This is a genomic window from Amycolatopsis sp. EV170708-02-1 (assembly GCF_022479115.1).
Taxonomy (GTDB): domain Bacteria; phylum Actinomycetota; class Actinomycetes; order Mycobacteriales; family Pseudonocardiaceae; genus Amycolatopsis.
In genome coordinates, this window is record NZ_CP092497.1 from 8885870 (window position 1) to 8901514 (window position 15645).

Genomic DNA, 15645 nt, shown 5'->3' on the forward strand with positions numbered 1-15645 from the left:
CCGTCAACGAAAAGAAGGCTACCTCGGTCCCAGATGCCTCAAGACATCGTCTTTGGGCTCGACCGCGAAGCCGGAGCTGAGCCCGATCGGACCGGTGAGCCCGCCCTCGGCCTTGAACCGGATCTTGCCGTCGTCGCCGCGCGCGAAGCCCGCACCGAGCTTCGCCCCGACTCCGACCGACACCTCGGGTTTGACCTTGGTCAGCAACGGCCCCAGGTCCGCCTCGTGTTCCGGGCCCGAGATCTTCGCTCCCAGCAGCGCGGAGGCCTCGAACTCCGGGATCAGCATCTTCGAGAACTTCAGTTCGAGCTTCCCGTCGACACCGACGCTGTATTCGCCGCCGGCGGTCCCGTCCGGGAGGTACCAGGTGCCCTGCGCATAGAACCGATGGCCTTCGATCGAGAAGATCTTCCCCTTGCCATCGAAACCTTCGACCTTCAGTTCGGTGCTGTCCGGGGTGATCGCGTCGTTGAACGCCTTGACGACGGGTTCGAGGTACTTCATGGCCATCTTGCAGCCGTCGTTGCACCAGGACGGGGCGACGATGTCGTAGCCGCCCCACGGCGGCGGCGCCTGCTTCTTCAGGCTCACCGGTTTGACGGTCGGGACCGAGGTCGCCGTCACCGGGCGGACCGTCGGGGCCACCGTGGCGGCGCGGACGGGCTGGATCGCGGGTTCTGGCTCCGGCTCTGCCGCGGGTTCTGGCTCCGGCTTGGGCTCTGGCTTGGGCTCAGGCTCTGGCTTGGGCTCGCGGCGGTTCGGGTTGTCGTCGGCTCGGTCGTCGTCTTCGGCCTTGTCGCGGTCCTTGCGGTCCTTCTTTTCGTCGCGCTTCTTATGGTCGTCGCGGTCTTTCTTGTCGTCCTTCTTGTCGTCCCGTTTGTCGTCCTTCTTGTCTCGGTCCTTCTTGTCGGGTTTCTTGTCGCGCTTGTCGTCCTTGTCGCGATCCTTTTCGTCGCGCTTGTCGTCCTTCTTGCCGCGGTCCTTCTTGTCGCGCTTGTCGTCGTCCTTGTCACGATCCTTGTGGTCGTCCTTCTTCCTTTCCTCCTTGTCGTCGTCGCGATCCTTCTTCTCGTCCTTCCGGGGCTTCTTGTCGTCCTTGTCCGGCCGGACGTGGGTGACCCGCTTCTTCGCCGGCGCCTTCTTCTCCTGCTTCTGAGGCGCGGGGCGAAACTCCACCCTGCCCTCCGACTTCTTGCCGCCGCCGTCCGGCGTGCAACCGCCACCGGTACTCGCGAGCTTCGTGCATGGATCGGCTGTCGCCGTGCCCGCGGCCACCAGGCCGAAGAAGACCGTGAACGCGGCACCTGTCAGTACCTGTCCCACGACTCGGGGTGCGTTTCCCGTCATGCCAACCGTCCTTTCAGCTGGTTGGAGCACCCCACGCTGACAGGAACCGGTTCATCGCCGGTTCAAGGACGATTCATTCCGGACCGGAGATTCAGTTCTTCCGGCGAGTGAACCGGAGCGCGACGACGATCCCCGCCACGACCACGGCCACCGCGAGGACGATCCACACCCAGGCCGGCACCAGGTCCTCGGGGGTGGTCTCGGCGGCCTGCGGTGCCGGGTCGGCGCTACTCGCCGGGGCCGGGGCCTGGCTGCTCGGCCGGCTCTGGCTGCTCGGGGCCGGTGCCGGGGCGCTGAGGTTGAACTTCACCGAGCCGCTCGCGGCGTGCGTGTCCTCGAAGGTCACCTTGTAGCGGAGGGTGTACTCGCCCGCGGGCCCGACGGCCTGGACCGGCGCCGTGACGACCGATCCGTCGACCTCCGCGCGGCCGACCGTCCACGACGCGTTCTCAGGGCCGGTGATCTGGATCGGGTTGTCGTCGGCGAGGGTGACCGGGCCCGAGAAGGTCAGCTTGATCTGCGTCGGCGGCGTCGCGAGCGAAGCGCCTCTCGCCGGGTCACTGCTCTTCAGCTCCGAGTGGGCCAGCGCCGGGGACGCGGCACCCAGCAGGGCCAACCCGGTGACCAGCAACGACGCGCCGAACCGCTTGAACCTCATCTGACACCCTTCTCACCCGGGGAAGTCCCCGTCCGAGCCTAGTAGTCGGGTCGGGAGAGGGGGTGGTTCCCGGTCGTGAGCGGGGAGGATTTCGGACGTTCAGTGTCCGGAATCCTCCCCACTCGCCGGAATGACCAAGATCAGGGGCGCTGCGCGTGGCGGGTGGTCAGCGCTTCGAGGTCGAGAGTGAGCGGAGCACCGTCGAAGTCGAGGCTGACCTTGCCGGTGTGCTCGCCGAAGTTCTCGTACTCGCCGTCGATCAGGCGGTAGGTGGTCATGCTCGCCGGTTCTTCGAGGTCGACGATCCAGTAGTGCTCGATGCCGACTTCGGCGTACTCGGAGAACTTGGTGACCCGGTCGGTGCGGACGGTTCCCTCTGAGAGCACCTCGACGACCAGCCGCACGTCCTGGGCCGCGTAACGTGCCGGGTTCTCTTCCACGAGTTCGGTCGCCGCGACGAGGACATCCGGGACCCGGACCGTCAACGGCAGCTCCGTGACGACGAATTCGGCTTCCGAGAGAGCCATGAGCGACTCGGGCAGTTGCTCGTTGAGCAGGTATCCCAGGCGGGTGACCGCAAGCTGATGGAACGACATCGGCCTGGGGGTCACGACCAGCACTCCTTCGACGACTTCCGCGCGGTGGTCCGGGTCTTCCGGCAACGCGGTCCAGTCGTCGAGCGTCAGGAGGCGGTGAGGCCAGTGCACGACACTCATCGAACTCCTCCTTCGCCGGTGATCACCAGACCATCTTCCCACGGTTGTCCCGAGAACGTAGCACCACGGAAAGTAGTGAATCATTACGGTGAGGAGTTGCGTTGCGGCAGGCCGTTCACCTTGCTGCCCGATCGCGATCCCACCATTTCCGCTGGTCAGCTAGATTTCGAGGATGAGAAGAACCTGGGGCTTGCCTGTTCATCGCCGTCGGTGAACTCGCGCAGATCATCGGCACGTCGGCCGAGGTCCGGGGAGCAGGACTTCACGAGGGCGATCGTGGTCGTCGGCAAGCGAAGCGATCGCGAAACTGCTCTGACCCAGAAATCGCCTGGCTGATCGCCCACCACCTCGGCTACGTTCCCGACGTGCACAGATCGAGGGGAATCCTCACCACCACATGCCTGTTGTTCGCCGTCGCGGCCTGTTCCGGTGGCGCCGCGACCGAGCCGACGCCGACCTCGACGGCACCACCGTCGTCATCGAGCAAACCGGCCGCCAGCACGGCACCCAGCACCACGCCACCACCGGCGCCCCTCGCCAAGATCACGGCGGCCTGCCCTGTGCTGAGCCCGACCGAGTTCCTTCAAGTGATCGGGAAATCGGACGATCTGGTCGCCAACGAAGGCGAAGCCGAACGGGTCGGCGCCGGCAAGGCCTATCGGTGCGCCTTCGAGGATCCCAAGGGAAAGTACGGGAAATCGGCCGAACTCTTCGTCGCGGCGATCCCCGGAAATCAGCCGCCTCGCACCACGATCGACAAGCTCGCGAAGGAATGCAAGCAACCGGTCACCCAGCTGCCCGGTATCGGCGAGCAGGCCTTGTGGTGCACCATCCCCACCGACGGGCCGGACCTCAACGTCCTGGTGACCGCGGGGAAGCGTAGCCATGGCGAAACACGGGTCGCGACGCTGTACATGTACGAAACCAGAACCGACGTCTACTCGTCGTTGGCGAAGCTGATGGCCGACCGGCTCTGATTACTCCGTGAAATCGCCCGCCGGGGCGCCCCAAGACCCAGGGGTGTCCCCGCGTTCCTCGGCCAGCGCCCGCCGCCGCGCGTTCTCGCCGCGCACCCGCTCCACTTCGGACTGGATGTACTCGTCGTCGTACTTCTGGAACACCCGGGCCGGGTTGCCCGCCACCAGGCTGCGCGGCGGGACGTCCTTGGCGACCACGGAATTCGGCTGCACGGTGGCGAAATCGCCGATCGTGACCCCGGCCATGATCACCACGAGGCCGCCGATGAAGCAGCCTTTGCCGATTTTCACGGGTTTGCGTTCGATGAGGTCGCTGCCGGAGTGGTTCTGCAGCGTCATGTTCGCGAGCCAGCTGGAATGCGTGAAGATCAGCGTATTCAGCCCGATGCTGGTGTGCTCGCCGATCTCCAGCCCGCCGCTCGCGTCGAGCGCCGCGCCTTCGCCGATCCAGCAGTGTTCGCCGATCTTCAGGTTCTCCGGGCTGATGATCTTGACGCGTTCGCGGACCCTGGTCGATTCCGGCAGCCCGTAGAACCGAGCTCGCTCGGCGTCGTTCATGTACTGCGAAACGAGTTCGGTCAGGATCTGCGGGCGCAGCCGGTTGCTGCGCTCGTCATCGAAGAACATCGGCCTCGGTCACCAGTTTCTCGAAGGTACGCAGGTGTTCTTCGGCGACGACGTCGAGGCCGAAGTTGGCCCGCACCATCGCGCTTTCCCGCTGTGCCACCAATGCCCGCTTCTCCGGGTCGTCGAGCAGTTCGATGACGGTGTTCGCCACCGCCTCGCTGTCGTCCGGGCGCACCAGCAGGATGTTCTCGCCGTTGCGCAGCTCGATACCCGGGTAGTTGTCCTCGGTGACCGACGCGATGGTCGCGGTGCCCGAGAGCATCGCCTCCAGCGACGCGGTGCCGCAGCCGCCGTTGAGGTCGTGCGTGACGATGTCGGCCGCCGCGAAATACGAGGGCACATCGGCCTTCGGCACGGCTCCGGTGACGATGATGGCGTCCGCGACCCCGAGTTCTTCCGCCCGCTTAAGGAAGACGTCGTGATACACGCGGCCGACGACGACCACCTTCACGCCGGGGTGCTTGTCCAAAATGGACGGCAGTGCCTCGACGAGCGGGAGCCGGTTGCGCAGCGGGATCACGTGCCCGAGCGAGACGATCACCGGACCGTCGCCCAGGTTGTGCTCCGCCCGGACATCCTTCGTCAGCGGCTTCTCGAAGTTCCCGGTGTCGACGGCGATCGGGAAGTAGTCCGAGTTCGCGTCGCTCGTGCCGTAGCGCTCGACGCAGTAGTCGACGCCGAGCTTGTCGAGGATGACGTACCGCGGCTTGAGATAGCGCAGGATCGGGTTCACCAGCACGGTGTCCAGGAACCGGAAGACGCCGCCGTACAGCTTGTTGTCGCTGATCAGCAGCGTGTGGATGGTCAGCAGCATCGGCAGCTTGTGCCGCCGCGCGTACCGCCCGGCCAGCCACGACAGGTCGAAGAACTGCCCGTGCAAGTGGATCGCGTCGGGCTTGAACTCGTCCAGCAGCTTCCGCAGCCGTCGCCAGTTCCCCGGCCGCAGCGAGGCGAAGCTCATGTCGAAGTCGATCGACAGGCCCAGCTGCGGCATCTTCACTGCGGGCAGGCGGACGACACGGTAGCCGTCCTTCGTCTCGTCCGCCGGGGCGTCGGCGTACGCGGCGGTGATCGCGAGCACCTCGTGCCCGCGCGCCGCGTACTGCTCGGCCAGGGAAGCCGCCATGTGCGCGCTTCCGCCCACCCTCGGCGGGAAGAAGTTGTTCACCACGGCGATACGCATGGGGCGGCTCTCCCCTGGCCCGGCGGTCATCCCTCCGAAGCCTTCACCAGTTCGTACATGCCCTCTTCCACGGAGATCTTCGGCTCCCAGCCGAGGATCTCGCGGGCACGGGTGATGTCGGCGGCACGCCGCGAAACCAGCACGTCGCGCTCGTTGAACAGCGGCTCGACGTTCACGCCGACGGCGTCGATGAGGATCTTCGCCAGTGTCGCGATGGAGGTGTCGATACCGGTGCCGATGTTGATCGGCAGGTTCGCCTTCTCCGATTCCAGCGCCGCGACGACGGCGCGGGCCAGGTCGGTGACGTGCACGAAGTCCATCGACTGGTCGCCGCGGCCGTCGATGATCGGCGGCTGACCGGCGCGCAGGCGCTGGATGAAGTGGTTGATCACCGACGTGTAGTAGGCCTCGATCTTCTGGCCGGGGCCGTACACGTTGAAGAACCGCAGCGCGTTCCAGGACAGGCCCTTGGTGCGCTCGTAGAAGCCGAGCATGTCCTCGCCCGCGCGCTTCGAGATGCAGTACGGCGTGAGCGGCTTGAGCTCGTCGTCCTCGTGCATCGGCAGCCGCTTCGGGTCGCCGTAGACGGACGCGGTCGAGGCGAACACGAGCCGCTCGACGCCCTCGTCCGCCGCGGCGGCGAAGACGTTGTGGTTGCCGACCATGTTGATGTCGATGGACTCGTGCGGGTCCGCGACCGACTTGTTGATCGACACGGTGGCGAAGTGGATGACGTGGGTGCAGCCGCGCATGGCCTCGCGCACGGCGCCGCCGTAGCGCACGTCCTTCTCGACCAGTTCGACCTTGCCGGTGGCGACGAACTCGTTGATCCGGGCGCGGTCACCACGCGTCATGTTGTCGAAGACGCGGACGGTGTAGCCGCCTTCGATCAGCATCGGGATGACGTGCGCGGCGATGAAACCGCCGCCCCCGGTGAAGAGGACCTTCTTGTCGGGCATTTCTCTCCTAGCTCGGCAGTGCGGCGCTGACGGTCCCGATGACCCGGTCGACCTGGGCATCGGTGAGGTTGGCGTGCATCGGGATGGCGAGATGACGGGCGAAGAGGTCCGCCGAAACCGGCAATGTCTGCTTCTTGCCGTAGATGGGCTGGAGATGCGAGGCGTAGGTGCCGAAGTTGCACTGCACACCCTGCTCGCGGATCCGCAGCGCGAGCGCGTCGCGGTCGATCTCCGGGGCCACGGTGAGGATGTAGGCCTGCCACGGGTGCTCGCGGTCCGGAAGTTCGACCGGGACGTCGAGACCGGGCAGGTTTTCGAAGGCCTCGTGGTAGCGCTTGGCCACCGAACGGCGGGCCGAGAGCAGGTCCGGGAGGCGGTCCAACTGGACGTTCATGATCGCGGCCTGCACGTCCGAGAGCCGGAAGTTGTAGCCCAGCTCGTGGAACTCCGGGATCGGCAGCGCGCCGGAACCCTCGCGGGTGATGGCGGGCTCGATGCCGTAGGTGTGCAGCTTGCGCGCGTGCGCGATGAGGTCTTCGCGGTCCGAGACCAGCGCGCCGCCTTCGCCCGCGGTGATGCCCTTGCGGCCGTGGAAGGAGAACGCGGCGAGGTCGGCGAGGCTGCCGGCCGGGCGGTTCTTGTACGTCGCGCCCGCGGCGCAGGCGGCGTCCTCGAACAGCCATAGGCCGTGCTTGTCGGCGATGGCGCGGTACTCGTCGAAGTCACCGGGCTGCCCGGCGACGTCGACGGCGAGGATGCCGACCGTGCGCGGGGTGATCAGCGCTTCGATCGACGCCGGGTCGGCGCTCCAGACGTCCGGGCGGATGTCGGCGAACACCGGTGTCGCGCCCGCCTGGAGCACGGCGTGGCCGGTGGCGGGGAACGTGTAGTCGCCGACGATGACCTCATCGCCGGGCTTCACGCCGAGCACACGCAGCCCGAGGAAGAGTGCCGAGCCACAGTTGCTGGTGGTCAGGGCGTGCGCGGTGCCGACGGTCTTCGCGAAGCGTTCCTCGAAACGGCGGCACGCGGGACCGGCTCCGGCCAGCCAGCCGGACCGGAACACCTCCGCCACCGCGGCGAGCTCTTCGTCGCCGACGGTCGGCTGACCCAGAACGACGGGTTCGTGCTCAGACATACCTCTCCCATTGCGTGGGGACCCGGCGAAGTGTATAGACGCCATTCGGCCGATCTCGGGCGGGCTGGATCCGCCCAGGTAAACGACGTCCTAGTCTTTAGCTCATGCGATTCTGCGTTCTGGGGGCGACGGAGGTGCGCCGTGAGGACGGCACCACCGTTCCGATCGGCGGGCCCAGGGTGCGGACGCTGTTCGCGTTGCTCGCGCTGGAGGCGGGCCGGGTCGTCCCGGCGGAGCGGCTCATCGACGGTCTCTACGGCGAACAACCACCCGATGGTGTGGCGAACGCGCTGCAATCGCAGGTCTCGCGGCTGCGTGGCGCGCTGAAGGAGCTCGCGCCCGTCGAGTTCAGCCCGGCGGGCTACCGCCTCGTCGTCGACCGCGACGACGTCGACGTCCACCGGTTCGAAAGGCTCGCCGCCGAAGGCCGACGCGCTCTCTCGGTGGGAGACGCCACGAAGGCCGCCGAGCTGCTTCGTGACGCTCTCGGCCTCTGGCGTGGTCCGGCGTTCGCGGACATCACCGACGCGCCGTTCCGCGATCCGCAGGTCACGAGGCTGAACGAGCTGAAGACGTCGGCGATCGAAGACCGGGCCGAGGCCGAACTCAAGCTCGGGAGACACGAAGACGTCCTCGCCGAGCTCCGCGAGGTCATCGACGAGCAGCCGCTGCGGGAACGGCCCCGCGCGCTGCTGATCCGCGCCCTGCACGCCGCCGGCCGTCAGGCCGACGCGCTCACCGCGTTCGAGGACGCCCGCCGGGTACTGGCCGACGAGCTCGGCGCCGACCCCGGCCCCGATCTCGCCGCCGCGCATCTGGCCGTGCTGCGGGGTGAGACGCCGCCCGCCAAGACGACCGCGCCGCTTCCCGCGCAGCTCACCAGCTTCATCGGCCGAGAAGGCGACCTCCGGCACGTGCTCGGGCAGCTGGACCGCTCGCGGCTGGTGACGCTGACCGGCCCCGGCGGGACGGGGAAGACCCGGCTGGCCATCGAGGCCGCGGCCGCGATGGACCTTCCGGCGGTCTTCGTCGAGCTCGCGCCGTACACCGAAGACGACGACGTCGCCCACGCCGTGCTGACCGCCCTCGGCCTGCGGACGGTCCCGCTCGGGGCGGTCACCGCGCCGGTGGAGAACGCGCCGCTGGAGCGGCTGATCGACGCGCTGGCCGATCGGGCGGTGCTGCTGGTGCTCGACAACTGCGAGCATCTGGTCGAGGCCGCCGCGAAGCTGACCGCCCGGCTGCTCGGCGCGGCCCCCGCCTTGCGGGTGCTCGCCACCAGCCGCGAACCGCTGGGTATCACCGGCGAGATCGTCTCCCCCGTGCCGCGGCTCGCCGTGCCGCCGCCGGGCACGCCGCCCGCCCGGTCGCTGGACTTCGCCGCCATCCGGCTGTTCGCCGACCGCGCGCGGGCGGGCGATCCGGGTTTCGCCGTGGACGACACCACCGCGGGCGACGTCCAGCGGGTCTGCGCCGCGCTCGACGGGTTGCCGCTGGCCATCGAGCTCGCCGCGGCGCGTGTGCGGACGCTGCCGATCGGCGAGATCGCGGCCAGGCTGGACGACCGGTTCGGCCTGCTCTCGCGGGGCAGCCGGGCCGCCGAGAGCAGGCATCGCACCCTGCGCGGCGTCGTCGAGTGGAGCTGGGATCTGCTCGACGAGGACGAGCGCCTGCTGGGCAGGCGGCTGACGGTCTTCGCGGGCGGCACGACCTTGGCCGACGCCGAGGCGGTGTGCGCCGTGCCGGACACCGCGGAACTGCTTCCGTCCCTTGTGGACAGATCACTCGTCGAACGCGGCGGCGACCGGTACCGGATGCTCGAAACGATCCGGGCCTTCTTCGCCGGGAAGCTCACCGAAGCGGGCGAAACCGAGCAGCTGCGGCGAAGGCACGCCGAGCATTTCGTCGCTCTGGCCGAGGAAGCGGATCCCATGCTGCGCACCGGCGACCAGCTGCGCTGGCTCGACCGCCTCGACGCCGCCTACGACGATCTCCTCGCCGCGTTGCGCTGGGCCGCGGAGTGCGACATGCGGATCGCGCTCCGGCTTTCGGCTTCGCTGGTGATGTACTGGTGGATGCGCGGTCGCCGGTTCGAGGGCTCGACACTGTGCTTGGAAGTGGTCAAACGGCTCGGGGAGCGGGCGCCGGACGGGCTCGAAGAGGAGCACCAGCTCTGCGTGCTCACCGCCGCCGCGGGGCTGCGGGGCCACGAGGCGCTCGACCGGCACCTGCCGCTGGTCGAAGGCCTCATGCTGAGCCTCGTCAAGGCACCCCGGAATCCGGCGCTGCTGCTGTTGATGGGTGTCGTGACCGGCCCTCCCGGTGACGACGACGCGCTGATCGAACGCAGCCGGGCGCTGCTGTCGAACAGCGATGCCTGGGGGCTCGCCCTCGCGCCGACCGGCTACGGCCTCCGCGCGCTGATGCAGGGCGACCTCGACACGGCGGAGGAATTCCTGCGTGAGGGGGCGCAGGAATTCCGCTCCCTCGGGGAGCGCTGGGGCCTTTCCATGGCCCTCGACCATCTGTCACAGATCCTGATCTGGACGAACCGGCAGGCCGAAGCCCTCGAAACGATGAACGAGGCCCTGCGGCTGATGCGGGAGCTCGGCGCGTCCGACGACAACGCGGACCTGCTGTGCCGTCGCGGTGGCAGCAAGCTGCTCCACGGCGACGCGGCGGGCGCGCGGGCGGATTTCGAACTCGCCATCGAGATCGCGCGCCGCGCCGGGATGCCCGAAAGCCGGGCCGCCGGGTATGTCGGGCTGTCGTTCCTCGCCCGGCACGAGGGCGATCTGGCGGCGGCACGCGCGTTGAGCGAACGCGCGCTCGCGGAGTGTTCCGGTGGTTCCTTCGCGGCCGAAGGGGTGCGCGCCGGTGCGCAGATCTCCCTCGGCTGGGTCCTGGCCGCCGAGGGCGACGTCGACGGGGCCGAGGAACTGCACCGCCTGGCGCTGGGGTCGGCGGACAGCTGGCACGACAGCACCACCGTGGCCTGCGCCGTCGAAGGCCTCGCCGGTGTCGCGCTGCTGCGGGGCGACGCCGAGCGGGCGGCGGTTCTGATCGGGGCGGCGGTGACCATCCGGGGCACCTCGTTCGCCGTCGATCTGGACGCCGCCCTGCTCAGGACGACCGTGCGGGAGCGGCTCGGCGACGACTTCGACCGGGCCTATCGCCGTGGGCTCCGCGTGCGCGGGGCCGCTCAGCTTGCCGGGAAGGTCTAAGCGCGGGTCAGTTGCGTTCCCTGCGGCGCGAACCGCCCGACCGCGTCGGCCAGCAGACGCTGGTCGAGCTCGCTGTCCTGGACCGCGACGTACAGCGGTGCCGCGTTGACCGGGACGGCGCCGAGCCGGGTCATCCCGGGGCCGACCGGGTCGATGGTGAGCCGGGTGACGTCACGCCACGGCACGACGGTCCGCTCGATCCGGACGCCCACCGCGTCCAGTTCGAAGAGCACCCACTGCTGGTCGTGCAGCGACTTCACGTAGCCGATGGCCGCGCAGCCGACGGCGATCGCGACGATCCGCAGCGCGCCGGGCCCTTCGATCGCGCCGACCAGGGCGATGAACCCGAGGACGACCACGACCATTCCGGTCAGCTTCGCGGCACCGACGAGGCCCGCGTTCGGTTTGTGCACCCGGAACCGCACGTTGCGCATCAGGTGTTGGGTGAGCATCCCGCCGCCGACCGCGGCGGCCAGCCCGAGCATCGTCACCACCAGCGAAACCGGCGAGAAGTCCGCGAAGACGTTGTAGCCGGCGACCAGCGCGACGAACCCGCCGACGACGGTCAGCATCAGCGCGAGCTTGCCTTTGCGCACGTCCTGCTCGCGGCGCTGGAGGGAGGCCTGGTCGGGTGCGGCGAGGAAGCCGCCGTCGATGTTCCTCATCGGGCGTCACGCTGCGCTTCGGCGGCCGCGCGGCGCTCACGCTGACGGCGGTCGAGGACGTACAGCAGCGCGCCGGCGCCGGCGCTCACGACGGCGTAGAGCAGGTCCTGCAGGCCGTCCTCCGGGTAGCCGGTGGAGAACTCGACCATCGCCAGCGCGACGAAGAGGACGCTGATGACGGCCCCGCCGATGATGTACACCTTGTTGCTGAGCATGGTTTCCCTCGCTTGTCGTTGCCTTGGTGGAACCACTCTCGCGCGGGGCACATGACATTCGGATGACACGGCCGTCAGCCGTCGGTGCGTGGCCGGTCAGCGGTCGCGGAGACCCTCCGGACATGACTTACGCAGCTGGATCTCCCGAAGACTTCCTCGCCGTGCGGCATCTGACGGTGCGCGGCTCGCAGGCCGAGATCGGCCGGGCGCTCGGCGCCGAAGTGAAGGCGCGCTCGGACTGGTCGCCGTCGCCGCTCGACCCGCTCGTGGCCAGGGCTCGGCGCGCCTGGTTCGCGCGGAACTGGCCCCAGTACGCCGGACGCCTGGCCGGGTTCGCCGAAGCCTGCGGGCTCCCGGCCGACGCGGCGGTCTCCTTCGACGACGCGAGCGCGCTGCCCGCCGGATCGGGGTGTTCGGCGTTGTGGACGGGGAGCACGCTCGGCCGGAACTACGACTTCTTCACCATGAGCTGGACCCAGCTGGGCGCGGTGCTGGCCGGGGAGGAGCCCGTGGACGACGGGACCGTGCCGATGGCGTCCCGGCCGTATGTCCTCACGACGATCCCCGACGACGGCATCGCCTCGACGTCCCTCACGATGTCCACAATGGACGGTGGGACGGAGGGGGTCAACGAGGCGGGGCTCGTCGTCGCCCTGCTGATGGCCGAGGTCGAGACGGCCATGCCGCTGGAGCACGGTCCGCAGGCGGGCCTCTCGGTGCTGCAGGTGTGCCGGTATCTGCTCGACACCTGCGAAACCGTCGACGAGGCCAAGGAAGCGCTGATGCTCGCCAAGCAGTACGCGCACGGCGCGCCCTGCCACTACATCGTCGCCGACGCCTCCGGCCGCGGCTTCGTGTACGAACGCGGAGCGCACGACGTCGAGTACTTCGTCGAGGTCGCCGACGGGCCGCTGTGCGTGACGAATCATCTGCTGCACCGGCACTCGGACATCGACGCGCTACCGGAGGACACGCCGGAGACCATGCGCACCTACGAACGGCTTCGCACCGTCACCAAGGAAGCCGGCGCCGGGCCGCGCGCCGCGCTCGACGCGGTGTCCTTCGCCGTCGAGCCCGGCGCACCGTGGCGGACGTTGTGGCGCAGCGTCCTCGACCCGGCGGCCCGCACCCTCAGCACGCGGTTCTACCTGGGTGACGGAGAGAACGGGACCGCGCGGCACTCGGCCGAACTCACCTTCGGGGTATCGCGGTGACCATCGGCAAGGGCCGCAAGATCGGCACCGTCGCGGTCTGCGTACTGGCGCAGCTGCTGATCGCGATCGACCTGACCGTGCTGCATCTGGTGCTGCCGTCGCTTTCGGAGCAGATGCACCCGTCGACGACGGAACTGCTGTGGATCGCCGACGCGTACGGTTTCGCGCTCGCCGGGCTGCTGATCACGATGGGGAACATCGGCGACCGCGTCGGCCGGAAGAAGCTGCTGCTGATCGGGGCGTCGCTGTTCGGGGTCGCCTCGGTGATCACGGCGTACGCGCCGACGGCGGAACTCCTGATCGCCGCCCGCGCGCTGCTCGGGGTCGCCGCCGCGACGCTGATGCCGTCCACCCTGTCGATCGTGCGGAACGTGTTCACCGGCAAGGAACGCGCGGCCGTGATCGGGGTTTCGAGCGGGCTGACGATCCTCGGGTTCGGCATGGGTCCGCTCGTCGGCGGTTTCCTGCTCGACCATTTCTGGTGGGGTTCGGTGTTCCTGGTCAACGTGCCCGTGGTGGTGGTCATGGTGATCGCGGGCGCGCTGATCCTGCCCGAATCGAAGAACCCCGCCCCTGGCCGGATCGACGTCCTCAGCGTGCTGTCGTCGATCGTCGGCATGGTCGGGATCGTCTACACGATCAAGGAAGTCGCGTACAAGGGCTGGGGACACTGGGACATCGCGGTCGCCGCGGTGCTCGGGCTCGGCTGCCTGCTGGCGTTCGTCCTGCGGCAGCCGCGGCTGGCCGAACCGCTGATGGATCTGAAGCTGTTCGCGCGGCGGGCGTTCTCGGCGACCGTCGGCACCACGATCGTGGCGATGTTCGCGCAGCTCGCGGTGTCGCTGATGTTCGCGCAGTACCTGCAGCTGGTGGCGGGCTGGTCGCCGCTGAAGTCGGGGCTCGCCGGGCTGCCCGGGATGGGCGGCGCGGTCCTCGGCGGGGTGCTCGCGCCCGTGGGGATCAAGCTCTTCGGTCGCGCGGTCACCATCGGGCTGGGCTGCGCGCTGTCCGCGGTCGGGTTCGCGTTGTATTCGGGGATCGGCGTGACGATCGTGTACACGGACCTACTCGCGGCGATGATCGTCTTCGGGGTGGGGCTGGCGCTGATCCTGACCGTCGCGACGGACACGGTGCTCGGCGTCGTGCCGAAGGCCAGGGCGGGCGCGGCGTCGGCGATCTCCGAGACGGCGACCGAACTCGGTGGGGCGCTGGGGATCGCCGTCCTCGGCAGCGTGCTCGGCGCGCTGTACCGGAGCGAGCTCGTCATCCCGCCGGGCGTGCCGCCGGAAGCGATCTCGGACACCCTCGGCGGCGCCGTCCAGGTCGCGGCGCAGCTGCCGCCCGAGCAGGGCGCCTTGGTCCTGACCAGCGCCAAACTGGCGTTCGTCGACGGGCTGCAGGTGACGATGCTGTGCTCGGCGGGGTTGATGGCGGTGCTGGCGGTGAGCGTCCTGTTCACCTTGCGCGGGGTGCCGAAGGTCCTCGAAGACCCCGAAGACGAGCCTGCCCCCGTTCCGCTTCCCGTGGGCTGAAAGCGTCCTTCACCGCATGGGACGCAGCGAAGGACGCTTTCGTCGCATGAGATGCGGGGAAAGCGTCCTTCAGCGCCCGCTCGTCAACGGGGCCCGGCGAGCGGGACCGCCCGCCGGTCACCGGACCGCACCATGGCCAGCAAGGGTTTCGCGGCCACCGCGAGCAGCCGGGCCGCGAAGGTGCGGCCGTTGCGGCGTGCGATGTCCGGGCCGAAGGCGTCCATCAGCGCGACGAGCCCGGGCAGCGGCCGCACGAACAGCGTCACTTCGGTGATCAGCCCGTCTTCGCCGAGTTTCAGCACCGCCGCCTCTTCGATCTCTTCGTCGCCGATGCGGGCGGCGTAGACGACGACCCGCGTCGCCCCGTCGCCCGTGTCGGTGTGGAACCGAATGTCGCGCAGATGCGCGTAGGCGACTTCCAGCAGTGGCCTGAGTTCCGCGTGCCCGCTGAACCGGACCCGGCTGGTCAGCGGCGAACGCACCACGGCGTCCGGCGCGAAGACGCTCAGCGCGAGGTCCACGTCCCGGGTCTCGAGGGCGCGGCGGTACCGCTCGGTGGTTTCGATGCTCATCGGTCCTCCTGGATCAGGTTCCCCAGCCCGCGCCACAACAGATCCGTCGTGAGCGCGACGACTTGTTCCCGCGGGATGTCGCGGTTGTCCCACCACCAGGTGGCGATGGCGTTCAGCGCGCTCTTCGCCGCTTCGGCGAGCGCTTCGTTCGCGCGGTCACGCGGCAGGTCCGCGGTCAGCGCCAGGCCGGGGACCTGGGCGAACACCTCGGTCAGCTGCGCGGTCGACCTGGCCTGGCCGCGCCGGTGCACCTCGGCGACGCCTTCGTCGGACGGCGTCTCGGCGAAGATCATCCGCCAGCCGCGTTCGTTCGCCTCCATCCAGGCGAAGATCGCCGCCACCCTGGCGCGCAGCAGCCCCTCGGCGGTGTCCGACGGCGGCAGCTCCGCCCATCCGGCCAGCAGACTGTCCACTTCGGACTCCAGCAGACCGGCGTACAGCGCCGCCTTGGAAGGGAAATGGTCGTAGAGCACCGGCGTGCTGATCCCCGCGGCCGTCGCGACCTCGCGCATCCCCGCCGCGTCGTATCCCGACGCGGCGAACACCCGCGCCGCCGCGGCCAGGATCCGCTCCCGGCGTTCTTCCCTGCTCAACCGCTTACCTGACATCGGTCAGGTA

At 69.0% G+C, this 15645-nt stretch carries 16 protein-coding genes; 4 read left to right on the plus strand and 12 right to left on the minus strand.

Annotated elements, in window-relative coordinates; translation table 11 throughout:
- Positions 1-18 precede the first annotated feature (18 nt).
- The 4 genes from MJQ72_RS40740 to MJQ72_RS40755 all read right to left on the minus strand — a co-directional run bounded on the left by MJQ72_RS40740 (position 19) and on the right by MJQ72_RS40755 (position 3268).
- The gene (locus tag MJQ72_RS40740) at positions 19-1347 is read right to left on the minus strand and encodes a hypothetical protein (protein ID WP_240596196.1); all 1329 of its coding nucleotides are present in this window, start codon (positions 1345-1347) and stop codon (positions 19-21) included.
- A gap of 91 nt (positions 1348-1438) precedes the next feature.
- Positions 1439-2005, minus strand: a complete 567-nt coding sequence (locus tag MJQ72_RS40745) for a copper resistance CopC family protein (protein WP_240596197.1) — start codon at positions 2003-2005, stop codon at positions 1439-1441.
- 140 nt (positions 2006-2145) lie between these two features.
- Complete coding sequence (locus tag MJQ72_RS40750; RefSeq protein WP_240596198.1) at positions 2146-2721, minus strand: Uma2 family endonuclease; 576 nt, start codon at positions 2719-2721, stop codon at positions 2146-2148.
- Between the two features lie 352 nt (positions 2722-3073).
- A complete protein-coding gene (locus MJQ72_RS40755) occupies positions 3074-3268 on the minus strand; it encodes a hypothetical protein (RefSeq protein WP_240596199.1) in 195 nt (64 codons plus the stop codon).
- Between the two features lie 40 nt (positions 3269-3308).
- On the opposite strand from MJQ72_RS40755, the gene MJQ72_RS40760 reads away from it, so the two are divergent.
- Positions 3309-3698 (plus strand): hypothetical protein, encoded by a 390-nt coding sequence (locus MJQ72_RS40760; protein WP_240596200.1) that lies wholly within the window; start codon positions 3309-3311, stop codon positions 3696-3698.
- Here the strand turns inward: MJQ72_RS40760 and MJQ72_RS40765 are convergent, their stop codons facing one another.
- From MJQ72_RS40765 to MJQ72_RS40780, 4 genes are read right to left on the minus strand one after another with little or no spacing between them, the layout of a single operon-like run.
- The gene (locus tag MJQ72_RS40765; protein WP_240596201.1) at positions 3699-4325 is read right to left on the minus strand and encodes a DapH/DapD/GlmU-related protein; all 627 of its coding nucleotides are present in this window, start codon (positions 4323-4325) and stop codon (positions 3699-3701) included.
- Positions 4312-5508 (minus strand): glycosyltransferase family 4 protein, encoded by a 1197-nt coding sequence (locus MJQ72_RS40770; RefSeq protein ID WP_240596202.1) that lies wholly within the window; start codon positions 5506-5508, stop codon positions 4312-4314. The genes MJQ72_RS40765 and MJQ72_RS40770 overlap by 14 nt, the downstream gene beginning before the upstream one ends.
- Positions 5509-5534: 26 nt before the next feature.
- Positions 5535-6467, minus strand: a complete 933-nt coding sequence (locus tag MJQ72_RS40775) for an NAD-dependent epimerase/dehydratase family protein (protein WP_240596203.1) — start codon at positions 6465-6467, stop codon at positions 5535-5537.
- A gap of 7 nt (positions 6468-6474) precedes the next feature.
- Positions 6475-7605, minus strand: coding sequence for a DegT/DnrJ/EryC1/StrS aminotransferase family protein (locus MJQ72_RS40780; RefSeq protein WP_240596204.1), 1131 nt, complete (start codon positions 7603-7605; stop codon positions 6475-6477).
- Positions 7606-7709: 104 nt separating this feature from the next.
- On the opposite strand from MJQ72_RS40780, the gene MJQ72_RS40785 reads away from it, so the two are divergent.
- Positions 7710-10829, plus strand: a complete 3120-nt coding sequence (locus MJQ72_RS40785; protein WP_240596205.1) for a BTAD domain-containing putative transcriptional regulator — start codon at positions 7710-7712, stop codon at positions 10827-10829.
- Here MJQ72_RS40785 and MJQ72_RS40790 read toward each other — a convergent pair.
- Together MJQ72_RS40790 and MJQ72_RS40795 are read right to left on the minus strand one after the other, a co-directional pair.
- Positions 10826-11494 (minus strand): hypothetical protein, encoded by a 669-nt coding sequence (locus MJQ72_RS40790; RefSeq protein ID WP_240596206.1) that lies wholly within the window; start codon positions 11492-11494, stop codon positions 10826-10828. The genes MJQ72_RS40785 and MJQ72_RS40790 overlap by 4 nt on opposite strands.
- Positions 11491-11709 (minus strand): hypothetical protein, encoded by a 219-nt coding sequence (locus MJQ72_RS40795; RefSeq protein ID WP_038507458.1) that lies wholly within the window; start codon positions 11707-11709, stop codon positions 11491-11493. Before MJQ72_RS40795 ends, MJQ72_RS40790 begins: the two co-directional genes overlap by 4 nt.
- Positions 11710-11831: 122 nt before the next feature.
- Here MJQ72_RS40795 and MJQ72_RS40800 point away from each other — a divergent pair, with 122 nt between their 5' ends.
- Together MJQ72_RS40800 and MJQ72_RS40805 are read left to right on the plus strand one after the other, a co-directional pair.
- Entirely contained in the window at positions 11832-12923 is a 1092-nt protein-coding gene (locus MJQ72_RS40800) for a C45 family peptidase (protein WP_240596207.1), read from the plus strand.
- Complete coding sequence (locus tag MJQ72_RS40805) at positions 12920-14455, plus strand: MFS transporter (RefSeq protein ID WP_240596208.1); 1536 nt, start codon at positions 12920-12922, stop codon at positions 14453-14455. The genes MJQ72_RS40800 and MJQ72_RS40805 overlap by 4 nt, the downstream gene beginning before the upstream one ends.
- 83 nt (positions 14456-14538) lie before the next feature.
- Here MJQ72_RS40805 and MJQ72_RS40810 read toward each other — a convergent pair whose 3' ends face one another.
- Both MJQ72_RS40810 and MJQ72_RS40815 read right to left on the minus strand, forming a co-directional pair.
- The gene (locus tag MJQ72_RS40810) at positions 14539-15027 is read right to left on the minus strand and encodes a nuclear transport factor 2 family protein (RefSeq protein WP_240596209.1); all 489 of its coding nucleotides are present in this window, start codon (positions 15025-15027) and stop codon (positions 14539-14541) included.
- Positions 15024-15635, minus strand: coding sequence for a TetR/AcrR family transcriptional regulator (locus MJQ72_RS40815; RefSeq protein WP_240596210.1), 612 nt, complete (start codon positions 15633-15635; stop codon positions 15024-15026). Before MJQ72_RS40815 ends, MJQ72_RS40810 begins: the two co-directional genes overlap by 4 nt.
- Positions 15636-15645 lie beyond the last annotated feature (10 nt).